Here is a 19,739-nt window from a genome sequence, read left to right as displayed (position 1 = left end):
GCGGCGCTGCCGGCCGCCGGGGCAGCGCAGCTCGCGGTCGTGGCGGTCTGGTCGGTGTGGCTGCTGTGCCTCGGCCACGCGACGAGGTCGCCGCTCGCGACGCTCGGCATCGGCGCCGGACTGCCGCTCATCGTCGAGCCGGCGCTGTCGGGACTGCTCGCGCAGTCGTCGCTCGGCGAGGCGCGCTGGCTGCTGCCCGCGACGAGCCTGCGCTCGCTCGCCGAGCTGCCGGTCGGCGACGGCGCGGTGCTCGACGGGCCGCCGCTCGAGCTCGCGCCGCTGCTCGCGGCGACCGCGCTCGGGTGGACCGCGATCGCGGCGCTCGCGGGCTGGCTCCGAGCCCGCGGTGCGCAGCCGCGCTGAGCACGATGCGGCGCTCGCAGACCCTCAGCACCGGGCGCGAGGACCGGTGGTAGCGTGACACCGATCCCGGGCCGCCCCGGCCCTGACCGCGAAGGAGCATCATGGCCGAGCGCACCGTCACCGTCGAGTCCGCGCACGGGCTCCACGCCCGTCCAGCGTCCCTGTTCGCGCAGGCCGCGGCGAAGGCATCCAGTCCCGTCACCGTCGCCAAGGGCGACAAGCAGGTCAACGCGGCCAGCATCCTCTCCGTCATCTCGCTCGGCGTCTCCAAGGGCGACGAGGTGACCATCGCCTCCGACGACGAGGCGACGCTCGACGAGCTCGAGCAGCTCCTCTCCACCGATCACGACGCCTGACGCACCAGGCACTGGCACCAGCTCGGAGTCGACGATGACCACCACCGCACCATCGCAGCAGACGGGTGGCGCGCGCGTCGCCGTCCAGAAGTTCGGCACCTTCCTCTCCGGGATGATCATGCCGAACATCCCCGCGCTCATCGCGTGGGGCATCCTCACGGCGCTCTTCATCCCGGTCGGTCCGTTCCCGAACGAGGGGCTCGCGACGATCGTCGGCCCCACCATCCACTACCTGCTGCCGATCCTCATCGCCGGCACGGGCGGTCGGATGGTCTACGACACGCGCGGTGCCGTCGTCGGTGCCTTCGCCGTCATGGGTGCCATCGCGGGCTCCGACCTGCTCATCGCCAACTTCAACGAGGCGAACCCGCCCGCCGAGGGTGCGGGCGAGCTGGGCGAGGTCCACATGTTCATCGGCGCGATGATCCTCGGACCGCTCTCCGCCTGGGTCATGAAGCAGCTCGACAAGCTGTGGGACGGCAAGGTCAAGGCGGGCTTCGAGATGCTCGTGAACATGTTCTCGGCGGGCATCGTCGCGTTCCTCATGGGCCTCGTGGGCTTCTACATCGTCGCGCCGATCGTGAACTGGATCATGTCGATCGTCGGCGGCGCCGTCGGCTGGCTCGTCGAGACCGGCCTGCTCCCGATCGCGTCGCTGCTCATCGAGCCCGCGAAGGTCTTCTTCCTCAACAACGCGATCAACCACGGCGTGCTCACGCCGCTCGGCACCACCGAGGTGGCGACCGACGGCAGCTCGATCCTGTTCCTGCTCGAGGCGAACCCGGGCCCCGGTCTGGGTCTGCTGCTCGCGTTCTCGGTCTTCGGTGTGGGTGCCGCGCGCGCGACGGCACCCGGTGCCGCCATCATCCAGTTCGCCGGTGGCATCCATGAGGTCTACTTCCCGTACGCGCTCATGAAGCCGACGCTCATCGTCGCGCTCGTGCTCGGCGGCGCGTCCGGGGTCGCCACGAACATGCTGCTCGGCACGGGCCTCGCCGGCCCCGCGGCGCCGGGCAGCATCTTCGCCGTGAGCGTGCAGGCCGGCCTCGTCGGCGGCGCCAACCTGCTCGGCGTGCTGCTGTCGGTCGTGATCGCCGCCGCGGTGACGTTCGTGGTCGCTGCGGTCATCCTCCGCGCGAGCCGCAGGCGCGACCTGGAGCGCGAGGCCGCCGGTGGCGGCGACCTCGCCGATGCGGTCGCCCGCACCGAAGCGGCCAAGGGCCGCAAGTCCGAGCACCTCTCCAACCTCGCCGCCGCGGGCGGCGCGGGAGCGGTCGGCGGTGCCGCAGCCGGTGCCGCAGCCGACGCGCCCGGCGAGAGCGCCTCGCCGACCGCCGCGGTCGAGCCGATCCGCAAGATCGTCTTCGCGTGCGACGCGGGCATGGGCTCGAGCGCCATGGGGGCGAGCGTGCTGCGCAGCAAGATCAAGAAGGCCGGCATCGACGGCGTCGAGGTGACGAACATCTCGATCGCCAACCTCGACCCGTCGACCGCCGACCTCATCATCACGCACCGCGATCTCACCGACCGCGCGCGCCAGCGCACGCCGGAGGCCACGCACGTCTCGGTCGAGAACTTCATGAACAGCCCGAAGTACGACGAGGTCGTCCGGCTCGTCGACGAGACCAACACCGACCGCTAGAAGGAGCCCCATGCCCGTCCTCACGATCGAGCAGATCACCACGACGCCCACCGCCGCCACGAAGGACGAGGCGATCCAGGAGGCGGCCGACATGCTCGTCGCCGCCGGCGCCGTCACCGCCGACTACGCCGACGCCATGCGGGAGCGCGAGTCGAGCGTGTCGACGTACATGGGCAACCTGCTGGCGATCCCGCACGGCACGAACGAGTCGAAGGACGCGATCCTCGACTCCGCGCTCTCGGTCGCGCGCTACGACTCGCCGATCGACTGGGACGGCAATCCCGTGAAGTTCGTGATCGGCATCGCCGGCAAGGACGGCGGGCACCTCGAGATCCTGTCGAAGATCGCGGTCGTGTTCGCCGACGAGGACGAGGTGGCGAAGCTCGAGGCCGCGCCCGACGCTGCGGCGATCCTGGCGCTGCTCGGCGACGTCAACGAGTGATGCGAGCCGTCCACTTCGGGGCCGGCAACATCGGCCGCGGCTTCGTCGGGCTGATCCTGCACCGAGCGGGCTACGAGGTGACGTTCGTCGACGTCAACCCCGAGCTGATCGGCATGCTCCAGCAGGTGGATGCGTACCAGGTGCGGGAGGTGGGTCCTGCGGCGACCATCCACACGGTCACGGGCTTCACCGGCATCGACTCGTCCGCCGATCCGGAGGCCGCGGCTCGCGCCGTCGCCGAGGCCGACGTCGTCACGTGCGCCGTGGGACCGACGGTGCTGCGCTTCATCGCACCGGTGATCCGTGCCGGGCTCGCGGAGCGCCGCGGCACCCCGGTGACGGTGATGGCGTGCGAGAACGCGATCGGCGCATCCGACACGCTCCGCGAGCTCGTGCTCGAGGGCGCACCGGAGCTCGCCGACCGCGCGGTGTTCGCCAACACCGCCGTCGATCGCATCATCCCGCCGCAGGACCCGCACGGCCTCGACGTCGTGGTGGAGGACTTCTTCGAGTGGTCGATCGACCGCGGTCCGTTCGGCGGCGCGGACTCGACGGTGGCCGAGCCCTCGATCCCCGACGCGCACTTCGTCGACGACCTCGCCCCGTACATCGAGCGCAAGCTCTTCACCGTGAACACCGGTCACGCGACGACCGCCTACGCGGGATGGGCGGCGGGGATCGAGACGATCGCCGAGGCGCTGCAGTCGCCGCAGATCCGAGCGGCGGTCGAGGCCTCGCTCGCCGACACGTCGCGACTGCTCGTCGCGAAGTTCGGCTTCGACGCGGCCGAGCACGCGGCGTACGTGGCGAGAGCGATCGAGCGGTTCGAGAACCCCGCGCTGCCCGACACCTGCGAGCGCATCGGCAGGCAGCCGCTGCGCAAGCTGTCCCGCCACGAGCGCTTCGTGCAGCCGGCAGCCGAGCTCCTCGAGCGCGGCGAGCGAGCGGATGCGCTCGTCGCGGCGTTCGCGACAGCGCTGCGCTTCGACGCGCACGACGACGAGCAGGCAGTCGAGCTGCAGCGCCTGCTGGGCTCGCTCGAGCCCGACGCGTTCGTGGCGCAGGTGACGGGACTGCCCGCCGATCATCCGCTCGTGCCCCAGCTGGAGGCCGCCGTGCGGGATGCGCGGACCCCACGGGGCTGATCAGGTGAGGGCAGCCATGCTGGCGCGCGACGGCTCGCACGCCTAGCGTCGAGCCATGACGCTCCTGCGCCTCCTGCGGCGCTACCCGCTCGTCGCCGCGACGCTGCTGACGGCACTGATCGGCGGCGTGCTCAGTGCGACCCCGGCCGGCGCGCTGACGCCCTGGGTCGTGGGCGGATGGGCGATCGTCATCGCCATCTGGGCGGGCGTCGCCATGGTGCGCGACCTCGCAGGCGGGCATGCCGGCATCGACGTCCTCGCGATCATCGCCATCAGCGCGACGGTGATCGTGGGGGAGCACTGGGCCGCGCTCATCATCGCCTTCATGCTGACCGGCGGCGAGGCGCTCGAGGACTTCGCGGCGCATCGCGCGCGCTCCGACCTGTCGCGACTGCTCGAGCGGACGCCGACGGTGGCGCACCTGGAGCACGGTGACACGCTCGTCGACGTCGAGGTGGCGGCGGTGCAGGTCGGCGACATCGTGCTCGTGAAGCCGAACGAGCTCGTGCCGGTCGACGCCGTGCTGCTCGACGAGGCCGCCGAGCTCGACCTCTCGTCGCTCACGGGCGAATCGCTGCCGGTGGAGGTCGAGGCGGGGGAGCTCGTGCCGTCGGGGGCGCTGAACGGCCAGCGCGCCGTGCGCATGCGAGCGGAGCACGCTGCCGCCGACAGCCAGTACCAGGCCATCGTGCAGCTCGTGGAGCAGGCCAGCGAGCAGAAGGCGCGCGTCGTGCGGCTCGCCGACCGCTACGCCGTGCCCTTCACGGCCGCGTCGCTCGCCATCGCTGGTCTTGCCTGGGCGCTGTCGGGTGATCCCAAGCGCTTCGCCGAGGTGCTCGTCGTCGCGACGCCCTGCCCCTTGCTGATCGCCGCGCCGGTGGCGTTCATCGCGGGCATGAGCCGGGCAGCGCGCGCCGGCGTGATCGTGAAGGGCGGCGACGTGCTCGAGCGGCTCTCCCGAGCGCAGACCTTCGTGTTCGACAAGACCGGCACACTGACTGGCGGCACTCCCGAGCTGGAAGAGGTGCGGTCGGCTGACCCCGACCGCACGCTCGCCGTCGCCGCGGCCGCCGAGCGGTACTCGACGCATGCGCTGTCCAGTGCCGTGCTGCGCGGCGCTGAGGCTCGCGGCCTCGGCATCCCGACCGCGAGCGATGCCCGTGAGACGGCCACGAATGGCGTCGAGGCGCGCGTCGGTGGCGCCCTCGTGGTGGTCGGCAAGCGCGCGCATGTCGAGCGCTTCGTCGGACCTGTCGCGCCGGAGCCGCTCGCGCCCGGGCAGATCGCCGTCTACGTCGCCATCGACGGCGCGTACGCCGGCGCGCTCGTGCTCCGGGACCGCATCCGCCCGGAGGCCGCTGCCACCGTGGCCGCGCTCCGCGCGCGCGGCGCCGACCTCGTCCTGCTCACGGGCGACGTCGAGGTGACCGCGATGCACGTCGCCCACGAGGTGGGGATCGAGCGCGTGCAGGCGGACTGCCGGCCCGCCGACAAGGTCGAGGCCGTGCGCCGGGCTGCGCGCCGTCCGGTCGTGATGGTCGGTGATGGCGTCAACGACGCGCCCGTGCTCGCGGTCGCCGACGTCGGCATCGCGATGGGTGCGCGCGGTGCGACGGCGGCGAGCGAGTCCGCGGATGCGGTGGTGCTCGTCGAGGACATCGGTGCGGTCGAGCGCGTCGCGCGGATCGCGCGAGACACCGTGCGCATCGCGCTCGAGAGCATCTGGCTCGGGATCGCGATCTCGGCCGGGCTCATGGTGGTCGCGGCGCTCGGCTTCCTGCCGGCAATCGCCGGCGCCTGGCTGCAGGAGCTGGTGGACCTCATCGCGATCCTGGGTGCGCTGCGCGCGCTGGGCCCGCGCGCGGAGCGCGCGAGCCGCGGTCGCGCGCGGACGGGCGCAGCCCAGCTGCAGGTGTGACCGTGGGCCAGGATGGTGTCGTGCACGCGCGATCGGGACGACCATGCTGATGCGTGGCTCTCGGCGCAAGGGCCGCTCGAGCGCGAACCCGCGCCAGCGGCTGCTGCACGGCTGGGACTGGAGCGACCCGCGGATCGAGCTCGAGGAGCTCGCGCCGGCGAGCCGGGTGCTCGTCACCGCGGGCGCGGGGGAGGTGGTCGCGGCGCTCGCCGATGCGGGGCATCGCGTGACCGCGGTCGGCGCGAACCGCGAGCAGGTCGAGTACGCCCGGCGCCGGGCAGCGGGCGGTCCGTTCGAGCCGGGGGCGGCGGAGCGGCTGTTCGACCTCGGCCGCGGCATGGTGCGGGCGGCGAGCCCCGCGTGGAGCCGGCGGCGGATGCACCAGTTCCTGCTGGTGGACGACCCGCTCCGCGCCGCCGCGACGTGGAAGGAGCGGCTCGACAACCGCACGCTCGCCTCGATCCTGCGCACGATGCTCGGGCCCGCCGGGGCCCTCTCGGCGCTCGTCCTCCGCGACTTCTCCACGCCCCTGCCGCCGCACTTCGACGAGGCGATCCGGGCCCGCATCGCCCGAGCGCTCCGCAAGCACGCGCCGAGCGGCAACCCGTACGCCTGGCGACTGCTGCTCGGCGAGGACCTGCCCGGGCACGCGGTGCCGCGCGTCGACCCCGGGGCGATCGACTGGGTGGACGAGCCGCTCGTCGAGCACCTCGAGCGCGTCGCGCCCGGCGCCTACGACGCGATCTCGCTCTCGAACGTCGTCGACGGGGCCGACGAGCGCTGGGTGCGCGACCTGCGCAAGGCGTCGGTGCGGGCGATCGTCGCGGGCGGACCCATCATCGCGCGGTCGTTCGCGACGACGATGGACGACGAGGCGGCGAAGCGCGCGCGACGGGATCGCGCGATGCTGTGGGGGTCGATCGTGGTGCACCGATGAACGGTCGCGCCGGCGCATCCGCACCGGCCGACACGCCCGGCTTGCACAATCGCACCGGCCCCGCGTAGAGTTGACCGTTGGTGTCGCGCGCCCTCTGTGCGCGACACTCGCATGACTGGCAACCAAACGTTACAGAAGAGGCTATGGCCAAGAAAGACGGCGTCATCGAGATCGAAGGCTCGGTGATCGAAGCGCTCCCGAACGCGATGTTCCGCGTCGAGCTCTCGAACGGGCACGTGGTGCTCGCACACATCTCCGGCAAGATGCGGCAGAACTACATCCGCATCCTGCAGGAAGACCGAGTGATCGTGGAGCTGAGCCCGTACGACCTCAGCCGCGGCCGCATCGTCTACCGCTACAAGTAACCACTGGCTGCTGGACAAGGAACGGCTCGCGCACTCGCGCGAGCACGAGGCCAGCGAGGAAAGCACACATGAAGGTCAACCCCAGCGTCAAGCCCATCTGCGACAAGTGCAAGGTCATCCGCCGGCACGGACGCGTGATGGTGATCTGCGAGAACCCCCGCCACAAGCAGCGCCAGGGTTGAGTCCGCAGCCTTCAATGCGACGAAGTCGCGGTGAAGGCGGAGGACTCAAGATCGAGTAGCACGCGCCGAAGGCGCGCGCGTATCGAGATCTCATCCGCTCATCGAGGCGGAAGCAGCACGACACAACTCAACACGAACCTCCCGGTCTCGACAGCTCGACCAGGAGGGGACCCCAGCAGCGGTAAGAGCTCCCTTCGTGGGAGCGACACCTTGGGGAGAGGCCCAGGCACCTCCGCTGCTCCATACCTCTCACTACTCCTGAAGGAGACACACGATGGCACGCATCGCAGGTGTCGACATCCCGCGCGACAAGCGCGTGGAGATCGCACTGACGTACATCTTCGGCGTCGGCCGCACTCGGTCGATCGCCACGCTCGAGGCCACTGGCATCGATCGCAACACTCGCGTCAAGGACCTCACGGACGACCAGCTCGTCGTGCTCCGCGACCACATCGAGGGCACGTTCAAGGTGGAGGGTGACCTCCGTCGCGAGGTCGCCTCCGACATCCGTCGCAAGGTCGAGATCGGCTCGTACCAGGGCATCCGCCACCGCCGTGGCCTGCCCGTGCACGGCCAGCGCACCAAGACCAACGCGCGCACCCGCAAGGGCAAGAAGCAGACGGTCGCCGGCAAGAAGAAGGCCGGCCGCTAGGCCGCGGGGAAGAGGTAGAGAACAATGGCAGCTCCCAAGTCCGCGGTCCGCAAGCCGCGTCGCAAGGACAAGAAGAACGTCGCTGTGGGCCAGGCCCACATCAAGTCGACCTTCAACAACACGATCGTGTCGATCACCGACATCACCGGCGCCGTGCTCACGCAGGCGTCGGGCGGTGCGGTCGGCATGAAGGGCTCGCGCAAGTCGACGCCCTACGCCGCTCAGCTCGCAGCCGAGTCGGCTGCGCGCCAGGCGCAGGATCACGGCATGAAGAAGGTCGACGTCTTCGTCAAGGGCGCAGGCTCTGGCCGCGAGACGGCGATCCGCTCCCTCCAGGCCGCCGGCCTCGAGATCGGCGCGATCCACGACGTGACGCCGCAGGCGCACAACGGCGTTCGCCCGCCGAAGCCGCGCCGCAACTAGTCGCTCCTGCCGGGCAGGCGGTCCACGCCTGCCCGGCATTCCGCCGTCACTGAACACGCGAGTCATATAGCGGACTCGCGACCGAAAGGAACCGACACGTGCTGATCGCCCAGCGCCCCACTGTCACCGAGGAGATCGTCGCCGAGCACCGCTCGCGGTTCACGATCGAGCCGCTCGAGCCCGGCTTCGGCTACACCCTCGGCAACTCCCTCCGCCGCACCCTGCTCTCGTCGATCCCCGGCGCCGCCGTCACGAGCATCCGCCTCGACGGCGTGCTGCACGAGTTCTCGACCATCGCCGGTGTCAAGGAGGACGTCACCGAGATGATCCTCAACATCAAGCGCCTCGTGGTCTCGTCGGAGCACGACGAGCCCGTGGTCGCCTACCTCTCGCGCCAGGGCGCGGGCACGGTGACGGCCGCCGACATCACGGCTCCGGCCGGCGTCGAGATCCACAACCCCGAGCTCGTGCTCGCGACGCTGAACGACTCGGCGAAGCTGCAGCTCGAGCTGACCATCGAGCGCGGCCGCGGCTACGTCTCGGCAGCGCAGAACCGCGACGAGTTCGCCGAGGCCGGGGTCATCCCGATCGACTCGATCTACTCGCCCGTGCTCAAGGTCACCTACCGCGTCGAGGCGACGCGTGCCGGTGAGCGCACCGACTTCGACTCGCTCGTCGTCGACGTCGAGGCGAAGCCGGCCATCACGCCGCGCGACGCGATCGCATCCGCGGGCCGCACGCTCGTCGAGCTGTTCGGCCTGACGCGCGACCTGAACGCCGAGGCAGAGGGCATCGAGATCGGCCAGGCGCCCGCCGAGGCCATCGGCTCCGGCGAGCTCGCCACGCCGATCGAGGAGCTCGACCTCTCGGTCCGCTCGTACAACTGCCTCAAGCGCGAGGGCATCAACACGGTGTCCGAGCTCGTGGCGCTGAGCGAGACGCAGCTCATGAACATCCGCAACTTCGGCCAGAAGTCGGTCGACGAGGTGAAGGACAAGCTCACCGAGCTCGGCCTCTCGCTCAAGGATGCGGTGCCCGGCTTCGACGGCGCGCACTTCTACAGCGGTTACGACGAGGACGCTCGCTGAACGCGGGCCGACTGAAGAACTAGAGGGATACGAACCATGCCCAAGCCCACCAAGGGTCCCCGCCTCGGAGGCGGTCCTGCGCACGAGCGCCTGCTGCTCGCGAACCTCGCGGCCGCGCTCTTCACGCACAAGTCGATCAAGACGACCGAGACGAAGGCCAAGCGCCTGCGCCCGATCGCTGAGCGCCTCATCACGTTCGCCAAGCGCGGCGACCTGCACGCGCGTCGTCGCGTGCTCGCCGTGATCGGCGACAAGGGCGTCGTGCACGAGCTCTTCACCGAGATCGCTCCGCTCGTCGCGGAGCGCGAGGGCGGCTACACGCGCATCACGAAGCTCGGCTTCCGCAAGGGCGACAACGCCCCGATGGCGCAGATCGAGCTCGTGCTCGAGCCCGTCCAGAAGAAGGTCTCGAAGTCGAAGGCATCCGCGGCCGCGTCGACGGCCGCCGCCGACCAGCAGGCCGAGGAGGCCAAGGCTGAGGAGGCCGTCGTCGAGGCGCCCGAGTCGACCGAGGCCGAGACCGCCGAGGCTGAGACCGCACCGGCCGAGACGCCCGAGACCCCCGACTACGGGCCCGACTCGGCGCTCGCGCTCGAGGACGGCTCCGCCCCCGAGGGCTTCGACATCAAGGGCAACACCAACTCGATGAAGTTCCACCGCCCCGAGGGCCAGTGGTACGAGCAGACCGTCGCCGAGGTGTGGTTCCGCTCCGCCGAGGCAGCGGAGGCCGCAGGCTTCGCCGAGGCCGGCAAGTAGCACGCCGCACCGCACGCACAGAGGGGCCCCGCATCGCGCGGGGCCCCTCTCGCATGTCCGCGGTCAGCGTCGCTCGCCCTCCGCCTTCGCGATCTCGGTCGCCGCGAGCACGAGCCCGAGGTGGGAGAACGCCTGGGGGAAGTTGCCCCAGTGGCGGCCGGTCGCCGGGTCGATCTCCTCGCCCAGCAGGCCGACGTCGTTGCGCATCGCGACGAGCCGCTCCATGAGGGCGCGAGCGTCGTCGAGCCGCCCGCACTGCGCGTAGGCGATCACGAGCCAGAACGCGCACAGCACGAACGGATGCTCGTCGCCCGACAGCCCGTCGAGCCCCGTCGTGCGGTACCGCAGAGGCAGGCCGTCGACGAGCAGCTCCTGCTCGATGCGGGCGATCGTGCCCAGGAACCGGGGGTCGTGCGCGTCCACGATGCCGATCGTCGGCAGCTGCAGGAGCGACGCGTCGACGTCGCTCGTGCCGTAGTGCTGCCGGAACGAGCCGGTGGCCTCGTCGAAGCCGTCCGTGAGCACCTCGTGCCGGAGCGCGTCGCGCAGCTCGATCCAGCGCGTCGGGTCGGCCTCGCAGCCCGTCTCGACGGCGCGCACGCCGCAGTCGAACGCGGCCCACATCATCGCCCGCGAATGGGTGAAGCGCTGCGGCTCGCCGCGCATCTCCCACAGGCCGTGGTCGGGCTGCTCCCAGTGGGTCGCGAGCTCGTCGAGCAGCGCGCGCTGCAGGTGCCACGCGTCGTGGGTGTCGCCGCGGCCGATGGCGCGCAGGCGCTCGAGCGTCAGCATCACCTGGCCGAGCACGTCGTGCTGCCGCTGCCCGGCGGCGCCGTTGCCGATGCGCACGGGGCTCGCGCCGTCGTAGCCGGGGAGGTGCTGGAGCTCGCGCTCGAGCAGGTCGCGGCCGCCGTCGCGCCGGTACATGATGCGCATGTCGGACGGGTCGCCGGCGATGGCGCGCAGCAGCCAGTCGCGCCAGAGCCCCACCTTCTCGTCGAGCCGCACGGCGAGCATCGCGTCGACCGTGAGCGAGGCGTCGCGCAGCCAGGTGAAGCGGTAGTCCCAGTTGCGCTCGCCGCCGGGCGTCTCCGGCAGCGACGTCGTCGGTGCCGCGAGGATGCCGCCCGTCGCCTCGTCGGTCAGCGAGCGCAGCACGAGCACGCTCGTCTGCACCGCCTCGAGGTAGGGGCCCTCGTAGTCGAGGCCCGAGAGCCACTCCGAGGACTCGGCGACCGTGGTGCGCACGACCTCGGCCTCGCCGACCGGCTCGGCGATCGGCAGCCAGGAGTGCTGCCAGCACAGGTCGAGATCGAAGCGCTCGCCGGCCCGCACCTCGAAGGTCGAGCGGTGGGCGTGGGAGCCGCGATGCGCACGCGGCAGCGGAGCACCGCGCAGCACGAGCCGGTCGGGTCCCGCGATCGCGACGAGCACCTCCTCGCCGTGCTCGCGCATCCGCCGGAACCAGGGCGGCACCCGGCCGTAGTCGAACCGCACGACGAGCTCCTGCTCGAGCTCGACCGTGCCGGAGACCCCCTCGATGATGCGCACGACGTCGGCGCGGTCGTCGCCGGTCGGCATCGCGTCGGTGACGCGCACGACCCCCGAGGCGGTCTCGTGCGTGGTCTCGAGCACGAGGCTCCCGGGCAGGTACCGGCGGGTGGTGGTCGCGGGGCCGCTTGGCCCGATGCGCCAGTGGCCGTGCTCGCGGTCGCCGAGCAGCGCGGCGAAGCACGCGTGGGAGTCGAAGTGCGGCAGGCACAGCCAGTCGATCGAGCCGTCCCGACCGACGAGGGCGGCGGTGGAGCGATCGCCGATCACGGCGTAGTCCTCGATGGGCTGCGGGTGCGATGGCATGCGGCGAGGCTAGCGAGCCGACCTCCGCACGCCGCTCAGGGCGACGTGCGACGAGCACCGCGCCGACCGTCTCGCGGGCGGGCGGTGCATAGGGTTGCTGCATGCCGCGCATCCGCCTCGACCTCGCCTACGACGGCAGCGGCTTCGCCGGCTGGGCCGCGCAGCCGGGGCTCCGCACGTGCCAGGGGGAGCTCGAGCGCGCGCTCGCCACCGTCGCGCGCGAGCCAATCCGGGTGACGGTCGCCGGTCGGACGGATGCGGGCGTCCACGCGAGCGGGCAGGTCGCGCACGCCGACGTGCCGGTCGCGCTCGCAGCCGATGTCGCGGAGCGCGGCCAGCGCATGGCGCACCGGCTGTCGCGGCTCGCGGCCCCGGAGGGCGACCTCGTCGTGCGGGCCGCCGCCATCGCACCGGCCGGGTTCGACGCGCGCTTCTCTGCCGTCTCGCGCTCGTACCGCTACCGCATCGTCACCGGGCCCGCCGATCCGCTCGAGCGGCGCACGGCCGCGCACGTGCCGCAGGCGCTCGAGCTCGACGCCATGCGGCGCGCCGCTGCCGCGCTCGTCGGGCTCCGCGACTTCGCGGCGTTCTGCAAGCCGCGCGAGGGCGCGACGACGATCCGGGAGCTGCGCGCCTTCTCGTGGGAGCAGCAGGGGCAGGTGCTCACCGCCTCGCTCACCGCCGACGCCTTCTGCCACTCGATGGTGCGCGCGCTCGTCGCCGCGTGCGTGCGCGTGGGGGAGGGCAGGCTCGGCCTCGCCCAAGCGGCGGCGCTGCTCGAGGAGCGTCGCCGCTCGCCGCTCACGGGACTCATGCCCGCGCGAGGGCTCACGCTCGTCGAGGTCGGCTACCCGCCCGACGACGCGCTCGCCGCGCAGGCCGAGCGCACTCGCGCCCGCCGCTCGGCCGACGACCTCGAGGACTGAGCGCCCGGCAGCGCTGTGCCGCCCCGCGGTGCGGGCGCGTCAGGCCGCGAGGGCCTCGCGCAGCTCGTCGACCGAGTCGACGATGCGATCGGCGCCGGCGGCGGCGAGCTCGTCGTGCCCGCCGTAGCCGTACGCGACGCCGATCGAGCGCACGCCGAGCTCCCGCGCCGAGGCGATGTCGTTGATGCGGTCGCCGACCATGACGACCTCGTCGGCGCGCAGCCCGAGCGAGCCCATCGCACGCACGATGACAGGAGCCTTCGAGTGGCCGGCCTCCCCGTCGATGCGTCCGTGCACCCCGCGGAAGCGATGGAGCATCGCGTAGTGCGCGATGACGGCCTCCGCGTCGCGCTGGATCTTGTGGGTCGCGACCGCGAGCGGCCTGCCCGCGTCGTCGAGGTCGGCGACGAGGCGGTCGACGCCCGGGTACAGGGAGGAGTCGACGAGCCCGCCGTCGGCCATGTGGGCGCGGAAGGCGGTGAGCGCGACCGCGACCTCCTCGGGCGACCGCCCGGCCTCGGCGAGCACCGTGACGAGCGGCGGGCCGAGCCAGCGCAGCAGCTCCTCCTCTGCCGGCTGCGCCCACCCGACGGCGTCGTGCATGTGCCGGAGGCTCGCGAGCAGCCCCTCCTTGGAGTCGGTGAGCGTGCCGTCGAGGTCGAAGATGATGCCGTGGGGAGTCATGTCCTCCCATCCTCTCAGCCCTCGCGCGCGGGCGTCGCCGGTTCCGCTCCCGGCTTAGGATGGACGCTGGCCGACGCGGGTTCGGCGGGAGCCGGAGTGGTCATGTCGGAGCAGCAGGGTGCATTCGATCAGGTGTTCCGCGGGTACGACCGCGAGCAGGTCGACGGGGCGCTCGGCGAGCTGCGGTCGGCGCTCGCCGAGGCGCAGCACGAGCAGGAGGCGATCGCGCTCTCGACCGAGGCCCGCATGCAGCACCTGACCGAGGACCTCGATGCGGCGATCGCGCGCGCCGACCAGGCCGAGGCGCGGATGCTGCGGCTCGCCCAGCAGGTGCAGTCGCTCGACGACGACAGCGAGCGCGGCGACGAGGCCGAGGGCGACGCGGAGGAGGGCCGGCAGACGCGCGTGCGCTTCTCGGAGATCCTGCGCGTCGCCGAGGACCAGGCGTCGACGCTCGTCGGCAACGCGTCGACCTCCGCCCAGCGCGTGCTCGACGACGCGGTCGCCGAGCGCGAGCGCATCCGTCGCGACGCGCTGGAGGAGGCGCGGCGCGTGCTGCAGGAGGCGGAGCACGAGGCCGAGCTCGTCCGCCGTCGCACCGAGACCGAGCAGACCGCGCACCGCGCCCGCATCGAGGCCGAGCTCGGCTCGCTGGGCGAGAAGGTGTCGCAGGCCGATCGCGAGGCGCAGGTGCTGCTCGGCGAGGCGGAGCGCGCCGCCGCGGCGTTGCGCGCCCAGGCGACGCGGGAGACCGACGACCTGAAGCTCGACGCCGACCGGGTCGTGCGCGAGGCGAAGGCGCGCCGGGTCGAGCTCGACGCCGCGCTGACCCGTCGCCAGGACGACGCGCAGCAGGAGTTCCTGCGGCTCCACAACCAGGCCGTGTCGCACGCCGAGCGCATCACCGCCGACGCGAACGACAAGGTCGCCTCGGCGCTCGCCCACGCGCAGCACGTCGCCGAGCAGTCGGAGGCCTACGAGCAGCTCTCGAAGGCGCAGGCCGCGCAGATCGAGGCGAGCGCGAAGGCTCGCGCTTCGGCGATGCTCGACGAGGCGCGCCAGCGCGCACAGGCGATCGTCGGCGCGGTCTCGACGCACACGAAGGACGTGCTGCGCGACGCCGAGGACCGGGCTCGCGGCCTGCGCTACCAGCAGTCGCAGCTGTCGGGCTTCATGGCCGAGGTGCGGTCGCTCATGCACGTCGCCGATGCCGCCGACCCGCGCACCTGGAGCGCCGCGGGCGCGGGGCTCGGCGAGGAGCGTCCGGAGGCGTCGGCACCAGCGGCCGATGCGGATGCGTCGAGCGCGCCAGCGCCGACCGTCGCGGCCGAGGACCGGGTGGTCGTGCCCGACGCGTTCACCGCATCCGTCGCCGACGTCGACCCGCTCGCCGACCTCACCCTCGACGTCGGGCAGCCGGTCGAGGCCGAGGCGCTCGAGGCACCGGCGACGCGCGAGGAGGTCGTCGAGGTCGTCTGGCACGAGGATGAGGACGAGTACGACCCCGCGATCGACCGCTGATCGGCGCGACGCGCCGCGCGCTTGACCGAGGTGACACGACGCGACTAGGCTCGACCCTTGGTGCGTGCAGCCTGTGCGTGCCCGAATGAGCCCTCCACCGGATCGTTCCGCCGCATCGCGGCCGAACACCTCGGAGTGGGATTCACGACCATCCATTCGATCAGTGAGGCACCAATGACTCGCACCTACTCGCCCAAGGCGAGTGACGTCCAGCACAACTGGATCGTCATCGACGCCAACGACGTGGTCCTCGGCCGCCTGGCCAGCCACGCGGCAGCCATGCTCCGCGGCAAGCACAAGCCCACGTTCGCCCCCCACATGGACATGGGCGACTTCGTCATCATCGTGAATGCCGAGAAGGTGGCGCTCACGGGGCAGAAGCTCCAGAAGAAGATCGCGTACCGCCACTCGGGCTTCCCGGGCGGCCTCAAGGCGGTCGGCTACGAGGAGATGCTCGCGCGCTTCCCCGTCCGCACCGTCGAGAAGGCGATCCGCGGCATGCTGCCGAAGAACTCGCTCGGCGCAGCCCAGATCAAGAAGCTCAAGGTCTACGCAGGCCCCGAGCACCCGCACGCGGCGCAGCAGCCGACCCCCTACACGTTCGACCAGGTCGCCCAGTAGGGCGCGAGGAGATCAAGAACATGGCGAAGATCGCAGACTCCATCGAGGCTCCCGAGAGCTTCTCGACCGAGACGCCCGCGGCTGAGGCTCCCAAGGCTCCCCGCGTCGTCAACATCGGCGGCCAGGCCGTCGGCCGCCGCAAGCAGGCCATCGCTCGCGTGCGCCTCGCTCCCGGCTCCGGCTCGTTCACGGTGAACGGCCGCACGCTCGAGGACTACTTCCCGAACAAGCTGCACCAGCAGCTCATCAACGACCCGTTCACGCTCCTCGAGCTCACGGGCAGCTACGACGTGATCGCGCGCATCTCCGGCGGCGGCCCCTCGGGCCAGGCCGGCGCGCTGCGCCTCGGCATCGCCCGTGCGCTCAACGAGATCGACGTCGAGAACAACCGCGCCGAGCTCAAGAAGGCCGGCTTCCTCTCGCGCGACGCTCGCGTCATCGAGCGCAAGAAGGCGGGTCTCAAGAAGGCCCGGAAGGCACCGCAGTACTCGAAGCGCTGATCGATGTCGCGCCTCTTCGGCACGGATGGAGTACGGGGCCTCGCGGGTCTCGACATCACTGCGGAATCGGCGCTGGCGCTGGCGCAGGGCGCCGCACTCGTGCTCGGGCGAACAGCCCGGCGTGAGGGGCGGCGCCCTGTCGCCGTCGTGGCACGCGACCCCCGCATCTCGGGCGAGTTCATCGCGGCGGCAGTGTCCGCCGGCCTCGCGTCGAGCGGCGTCGACGTGCTCGACGCCGGCGTCATCCCGACGCCGGCGGCGGCCTACCTCATCGCGAGCATCGACGCGGACTTCGGCGTGATGGTCTCGGCGTCGCACAACCCGGCGCCCGACAACGGCATCAAGTTCTTCGCGAGCGGCGGCCGCAAGCTGCCCGACGCGGTCGAGGACGAGATCGAGCGCGCCCTCACTGGCACGCCGCTGCGTCCGGTCGGCTCGGATGTCGGTACCGTCCGGCGCTTCTCCGATGCCGAGGACCGCTACCTCGTGCACCTGCTCGGCACACTCGACGTCAGCCTCCGAGGGTTGCACGTCGCGCTCGACTGCGCGCACGGCGCCGCCGCGGGCGTGAGCCCGCGCGCCTTCTTCGACGCTGGCGCGAAGGTCACCGTCATGGGCAACGACCCGGACGGCGTAAACATCAATCGCGAGGTCGGCTCGACGCACCTCGAGCAGCTGCGCGACCTCGTGCGCTCCTCGGGAGCGGATCTCGGCATCGCGCACGACGGCGACGCCGACCGCTGCCTCGCGATCGACGCCGATGGCGCGGTCGTCGACGGCGACCAGATCATGGCGCTGCTCGCGGTCTCGCAGAAGCGGCGCGGATTGCTGGTGCAGGACACCCTGGTCGCGACCGTCATGTCGAACCTCGGGCTCAAGGTCGCGATGGACGAGCACAGCATCGCCCTCGTGCAGACCGCCGTGGGCGACCGCTACGTACTCGAGGCGCTGGGGGAGTACGGCCTGTCGCTCGGCGGCGAGCAGTCGGGGCACATCATCTTCTCCAACCACGCCACGACGGGTGACGGCATCCTCACCGGACTGCAGATCGCGGCCGAGATGGTGCGCACCGGCCGCTCGCTCGCCGAGCTCGCCTCGGTCATGACCGTCTACCCGCAGGTGCTCGTCAACGTATCGGGCGTCGACCGGCTCGGCCTGCGCGGCAACGGCCCGATCGCGGCCGCGGTCGCTCGGGCCGAGGAGGAGCTCGGCGCGGACGGCCGCGTGCTGCTGCGCCCCTCGGGCACCGAGAAGATGGTGCGCGTCATGGTCGAGGCGCCCGAGCGCCACGTCGCGCAGACGATCGCCGACGAGCTCGCCGAGCTCGTGCGATCCGAGCTGAGCGTCAGCGCGTAGGCAGCGCCGTCACTCGAGCCGGATGGAACGGGTCGGCTCCGCCGTGCCCGCGCGGTGCTCGCGGCGGCGGTGCGCTCGCGCGATGAGGAAGAGGACCGTGCCGACCACGACGTAGCCGCCCGCGATCAGCCAGGTCTGCAGGCTCTGCTGCGTGAGCAGGGCGACCGAGGCGATGAGCGCGAGCACCGAGACGATGCGCGGCGCCGTGAAGTGCTTGTGCGCGACCTTGTCCTTCTTGAGCACGAGCACCGACACGTTCGCCGAGATGAACACGAGCACGAGCAGCAGCACGGTCGTGTCGGCGAGCGTGCCGACGTCGCCGATGAACGACATGGCCATCGTCACCGCGCCGCAGGCGACGATCGACACCCACGGCGTGCGGCGGCCGGGGAGCACCGCGCCGAACGCCTTCGGCAGCAGCTTCGCCTCGGCGAGGCCGTACGTCGCTCGCGACGCCATGACCATGAAGAGCAGGGCGCCGTTGCCGATCGCGACGAGCGCGATGATGGCGAAGAGCCACGGCGGGAACGCGAGCCCGGATGCCTCGATCACCTCGAGCAGCGGACCCTCCGACGTCGCGAGCTGGTCGAGCGGCACGACGACCGCCGCGCCGATCGCGATGAGCATGTAGACGACGCCGGCGGTGATGATCGCGCCGAAGAGCGCTCGCGGGTACGAGCGGCTCGGATCCTTGACCTCCTCGGCCATGTTCGCCGCGGCCTCGAAGCCGAGGAACGAGAAGAAGGCGGTGATCGTCGCGGCGAAAGCGCCGGTGAGCGGCGGCACGCCGTCGGCGAAGGTCGTGAGCCGGGACGGGTCGCCGCCGCCCGAGCCGAAGACGATCGCGGCGACCGCGATGATGATGATGAGGCCGGTCATCTCGATGACCGTCGCGCCGACGTTGGTGATGAGCGACTCGCGGACACCGCGCAAATTGACGAGCACGAGCAGCGCGATGAAGACGAGCGTCACCGGGATCGGCGAGATGCCCGGCACGAGCGCCTGGAGGTAGTCGCCCGCGAACGCGTTCGCGAGCGCCGCGGACGTCGTGATGCCCGACGCGAGCATGAGGAAGCCGATCAGGAACGTCACGTAGGACTTGTCGAAGGCGCGCTCGGCGAACCGAGCGGCGCCGCCGGCGTGCGGGTACTTTGTGATGAGCTCGGCGTAGGTGCCCGCCGTGAGCAGCGCGAGCACGAGCGCGAGGATGAGCGGGATCCAGATCGCGCCGCCGACGTCCTGCGCCATCGAGCCAACGAGCGTGTAGATGCCGGCGCCGAGGGTGTCACCGACGATGAAGAAGAACAGCAGCAGCGTCGTGATGCCGCGCTTGAGCTTCGTCGACCGGTCGGGCTCGGCTGTGCTGGTCGTCGCCATGGTCGACAAGGATGCTCGGGGGCGGCTGGATGCGCGCCGTGAATCGCGGAGGGCTACACCGAGCTCGCGCGCGCCCGGAAGGCGGCGACGTTCGTGCGCGACTGGCACGTCGTCGAGCAGAACCGGCGGGAGCGGTTGCGCGACTGGTCGAAGAACATCCGATCGCACCGGCTGTCGCCGCATCGCTTGCAGCGCGCGGTGTCGTCGGCGCGCACGAGGTCGACGAACGCCATGGCCGCATCCACCACGATCGCGTCGGCGATCGGCGCGCCGGCCGGGAGCCCGTGGAGGTGCCAGTCGTGGTCGTCGTGGCGGACGAGGTGCGGCCGGGCCTCCGCCTCGCGGAAGACGCGGTTCACCAGGGTCGCGACCGCGTCGCGGTCGCCGTCCCAGAGTCGCTCGACGATGTCGAGGTGCGCCCACGTCGCGTCCGCGTCGGCTCGCGTCGCGCCGCTCGTGCCCGGGAATCCCCACTCGGCGCAGATCGCTCGCAGGCTCGCGGCCGACTCGAGCTCGCCCGCGCGGCGTCGGTTGCAGACCTCGGCGATGAACTCCAGCGATCGCACGAGCTCGCGCGGGTAGGGCAGCGACACTGGTCTTCCTCGAATAGGCTCACGACTGTCAGGGC

General features: G+C 71.7%; 22 protein-coding genes. 18 read left to right on the top strand and 4 right to left on the bottom strand.

Features of this window, described 5'->3' with window-relative positions:
* The 13 genes from ABD106_RS06830 to rplQ form a co-directional block, all read left to right on the top strand.
* Positions 1–363 (top strand): hypothetical protein (locus ABD106_RS06830; protein WP_343918714.1); only part of this gene is annotated, 363 nt, incomplete at its 5' end.
* Positions 364–464: 101 nt separating this feature from the next.
* Positions 465–719: an HPr family phosphocarrier protein gene (locus ABD106_RS06825; protein ID WP_343918712.1), complete on the top strand. Its 255-nt coding sequence runs from the start codon at positions 465–467 to the stop codon at positions 717–719.
* 34 nt (positions 720–753) lie between these two features.
* Positions 754–2,361: a PTS mannitol transporter subunit IIBC gene (locus ABD106_RS06820; RefSeq protein ID WP_343918710.1), complete on the top strand. Its 1,608-nt coding sequence runs from the start codon at positions 754–756 to the stop codon at positions 2,359–2,361.
* A 10-nt stretch (positions 2,362–2,371) separates the two neighbouring features.
* Positions 2,372–2,803: a PTS mannitol transporter subunit IIA gene (locus tag ABD106_RS06815; RefSeq protein ID WP_343918708.1), complete on the top strand. Its 432-nt coding sequence runs from the start codon at positions 2,372–2,374 to the stop codon at positions 2,801–2,803.
* Positions 2,803–3,948 (top strand): mannitol-1-phosphate 5-dehydrogenase, encoded by a 1,146-nt coding sequence (locus ABD106_RS06810; protein WP_343918706.1) that lies wholly within the window; start codon positions 2,803–2,805, stop codon positions 3,946–3,948. The genes ABD106_RS06815 and ABD106_RS06810 overlap by 1 nt, the downstream gene beginning before the upstream one ends.
* A 55-nt stretch (positions 3,949–4,003) precedes the next feature.
* Positions 4,004–5,866 carry a heavy metal translocating P-type ATPase gene (locus tag ABD106_RS06805; protein ID WP_343918704.1) on the top strand — a complete coding sequence of 621 codons (1,863 nt, stop codon included), beginning with the start codon at positions 4,004–4,006 and terminating at the stop codon, positions 5,864–5,866.
* Positions 5,867–5,915: 49 nt separating this feature from the next.
* A complete protein-coding gene (locus tag ABD106_RS06800; RefSeq protein WP_343918702.1) occupies positions 5,916–6,803 on the top strand; it encodes a hypothetical protein in 888 nt (295 codons plus the stop codon).
* A 143-nt stretch (positions 6,804–6,946) separates the two neighbouring features.
* Complete coding sequence (gene infA / locus ABD106_RS06795) at positions 6,947–7,168, top strand: translation initiation factor IF-1 (protein ID WP_123697078.1); 222 nt, start codon at positions 6,947–6,949, stop codon at positions 7,166–7,168.
* 68 nt (positions 7,169–7,236) lie between these two features.
* Positions 7,237–7,350, top strand: coding sequence for a 50S ribosomal protein L36 (gene rpmJ / locus ABD106_RS06790; protein WP_004008316.1), 114 nt, complete (start codon positions 7,237–7,239; stop codon positions 7,348–7,350).
* Positions 7,351–7,624: 274 nt separating this feature from the next.
* Positions 7,625–8,002: a 30S ribosomal protein S13 gene (gene rpsM, locus ABD106_RS06785; protein WP_343918687.1), complete on the top strand. Its 378-nt coding sequence runs from the start codon at positions 7,625–7,627 to the stop codon at positions 8,000–8,002.
* A 24-nt stretch (positions 8,003–8,026) separates the two neighbouring features.
* On the top strand, positions 8,027–8,425 hold the full coding sequence (rpsK, locus tag ABD106_RS06780) for a 30S ribosomal protein S11 (protein ID WP_297344016.1): 399 nt from the start codon (positions 8,027–8,029) through the stop codon (positions 8,423–8,425).
* 98 nt (positions 8,426–8,523) lie between these two features.
* Positions 8,524–9,513: a DNA-directed RNA polymerase subunit alpha gene (locus tag ABD106_RS06775; RefSeq protein ID WP_343918683.1), complete on the top strand. Its 990-nt coding sequence runs from the start codon at positions 8,524–8,526 to the stop codon at positions 9,511–9,513.
* Positions 9,514–9,549: 36 nt separating this feature from the next.
* Positions 9,550–10,269 carry a 50S ribosomal protein L17, sunset domain variant gene (rplQ, locus tag ABD106_RS06770; RefSeq protein ID WP_343918681.1) on the top strand — a complete coding sequence of 240 codons (720 nt, stop codon included), beginning with the start codon at positions 9,550–9,552 and terminating at the stop codon, positions 10,267–10,269.
* A gap of 63 nt (positions 10,270–10,332) precedes the next feature.
* On the opposite strand, the gene ABD106_RS06765 is transcribed toward rplQ, so the two are convergent.
* Positions 10,333–12,126: a glycoside hydrolase family 15 protein gene (locus ABD106_RS06765; protein ID WP_343918679.1), complete on the bottom strand. Its 1,794-nt coding sequence runs from the start codon at positions 12,124–12,126 to the stop codon at positions 10,333–10,335.
* Between the two features lie 101 nt (positions 12,127–12,227).
* Here ABD106_RS06765 and truA point away from each other — a divergent pair, with 101 nt between their 5' ends.
* On the top strand, positions 12,228–13,052 hold the full coding sequence (gene truA / locus ABD106_RS06760) for a tRNA pseudouridine(38-40) synthase TruA (protein ID WP_343918677.1): 825 nt from the start codon (positions 12,228–12,230) through the stop codon (positions 13,050–13,052).
* Between the two features lie 39 nt (positions 13,053–13,091).
* Here truA and ABD106_RS06755 read toward each other — a convergent pair whose 3' ends face one another.
* Positions 13,092–13,736, bottom strand: coding sequence for an HAD hydrolase-like protein (locus ABD106_RS06755; protein ID WP_343918675.1), 645 nt, complete (start codon positions 13,734–13,736; stop codon positions 13,092–13,094).
* A gap of 102 nt (positions 13,737–13,838) precedes the next feature.
* On the opposite strand from ABD106_RS06755, the gene ABD106_RS06750 reads away from it, so the two are divergent.
* The 4 genes from ABD106_RS06750 (at position 13,839) to glmM (ending at position 17,734) form a co-directional block, all read left to right on the top strand.
* Entirely contained in the window at positions 13,839–15,257 is a 1,419-nt protein-coding gene (locus ABD106_RS06750; RefSeq protein ID WP_343918673.1) for a coiled-coil domain-containing protein, read from the top strand.
* A gap of 174 nt (positions 15,258–15,431) precedes the next feature.
* Positions 15,432–15,878, top strand: coding sequence for a 50S ribosomal protein L13 (gene rplM, locus ABD106_RS06745; protein WP_343918671.1), 447 nt, complete (start codon positions 15,432–15,434; stop codon positions 15,876–15,878).
* A 20-nt stretch (positions 15,879–15,898) separates the two neighbouring features.
* Complete coding sequence (gene rpsI / locus ABD106_RS06740; protein ID WP_343918669.1) at positions 15,899–16,378, top strand: 30S ribosomal protein S9; 480 nt, start codon at positions 15,899–15,901, stop codon at positions 16,376–16,378.
* 3 nt (positions 16,379–16,381) lie between these two features.
* Positions 16,382–17,734: a phosphoglucosamine mutase gene (gene glmM / locus ABD106_RS06735; protein WP_343918667.1), complete on the top strand. Its 1,353-nt coding sequence runs from the start codon at positions 16,382–16,384 to the stop codon at positions 17,732–17,734.
* 9 nt (positions 17,735–17,743) lie between these two features.
* Here glmM and ABD106_RS06730 read toward each other — a convergent pair whose 3' ends face one another.
* Together ABD106_RS06730 and ABD106_RS06725 are read right to left on the bottom strand one after the other, a co-directional pair.
* A complete protein-coding gene (locus tag ABD106_RS06730) occupies positions 17,744–19,111 on the bottom strand; it encodes an APC family permease (protein WP_343918665.1) in 1,368 nt (455 codons plus the stop codon).
* 53 nt (positions 19,112–19,164) lie between these two features.
* Positions 19,165–19,704, bottom strand: coding sequence for a CGNR zinc finger domain-containing protein (locus ABD106_RS06725; RefSeq protein WP_343918663.1), 540 nt, complete (start codon positions 19,702–19,704; stop codon positions 19,165–19,167).
* Between the last annotated feature and the right edge of the window lie 35 nt (positions 19,705–19,739).

Origin of the sequence: Agrococcus citreus, assembly GCF_039527715.1 — a bacterium.
In the GTDB taxonomy this organism is placed as follows: Bacteria; Actinomycetota; Actinomycetes; order Actinomycetales; family Microbacteriaceae; genus Agrococcus; species Agrococcus citreus.
This window is presented reverse-complemented; position numbering and strand designations above follow the sequence as displayed.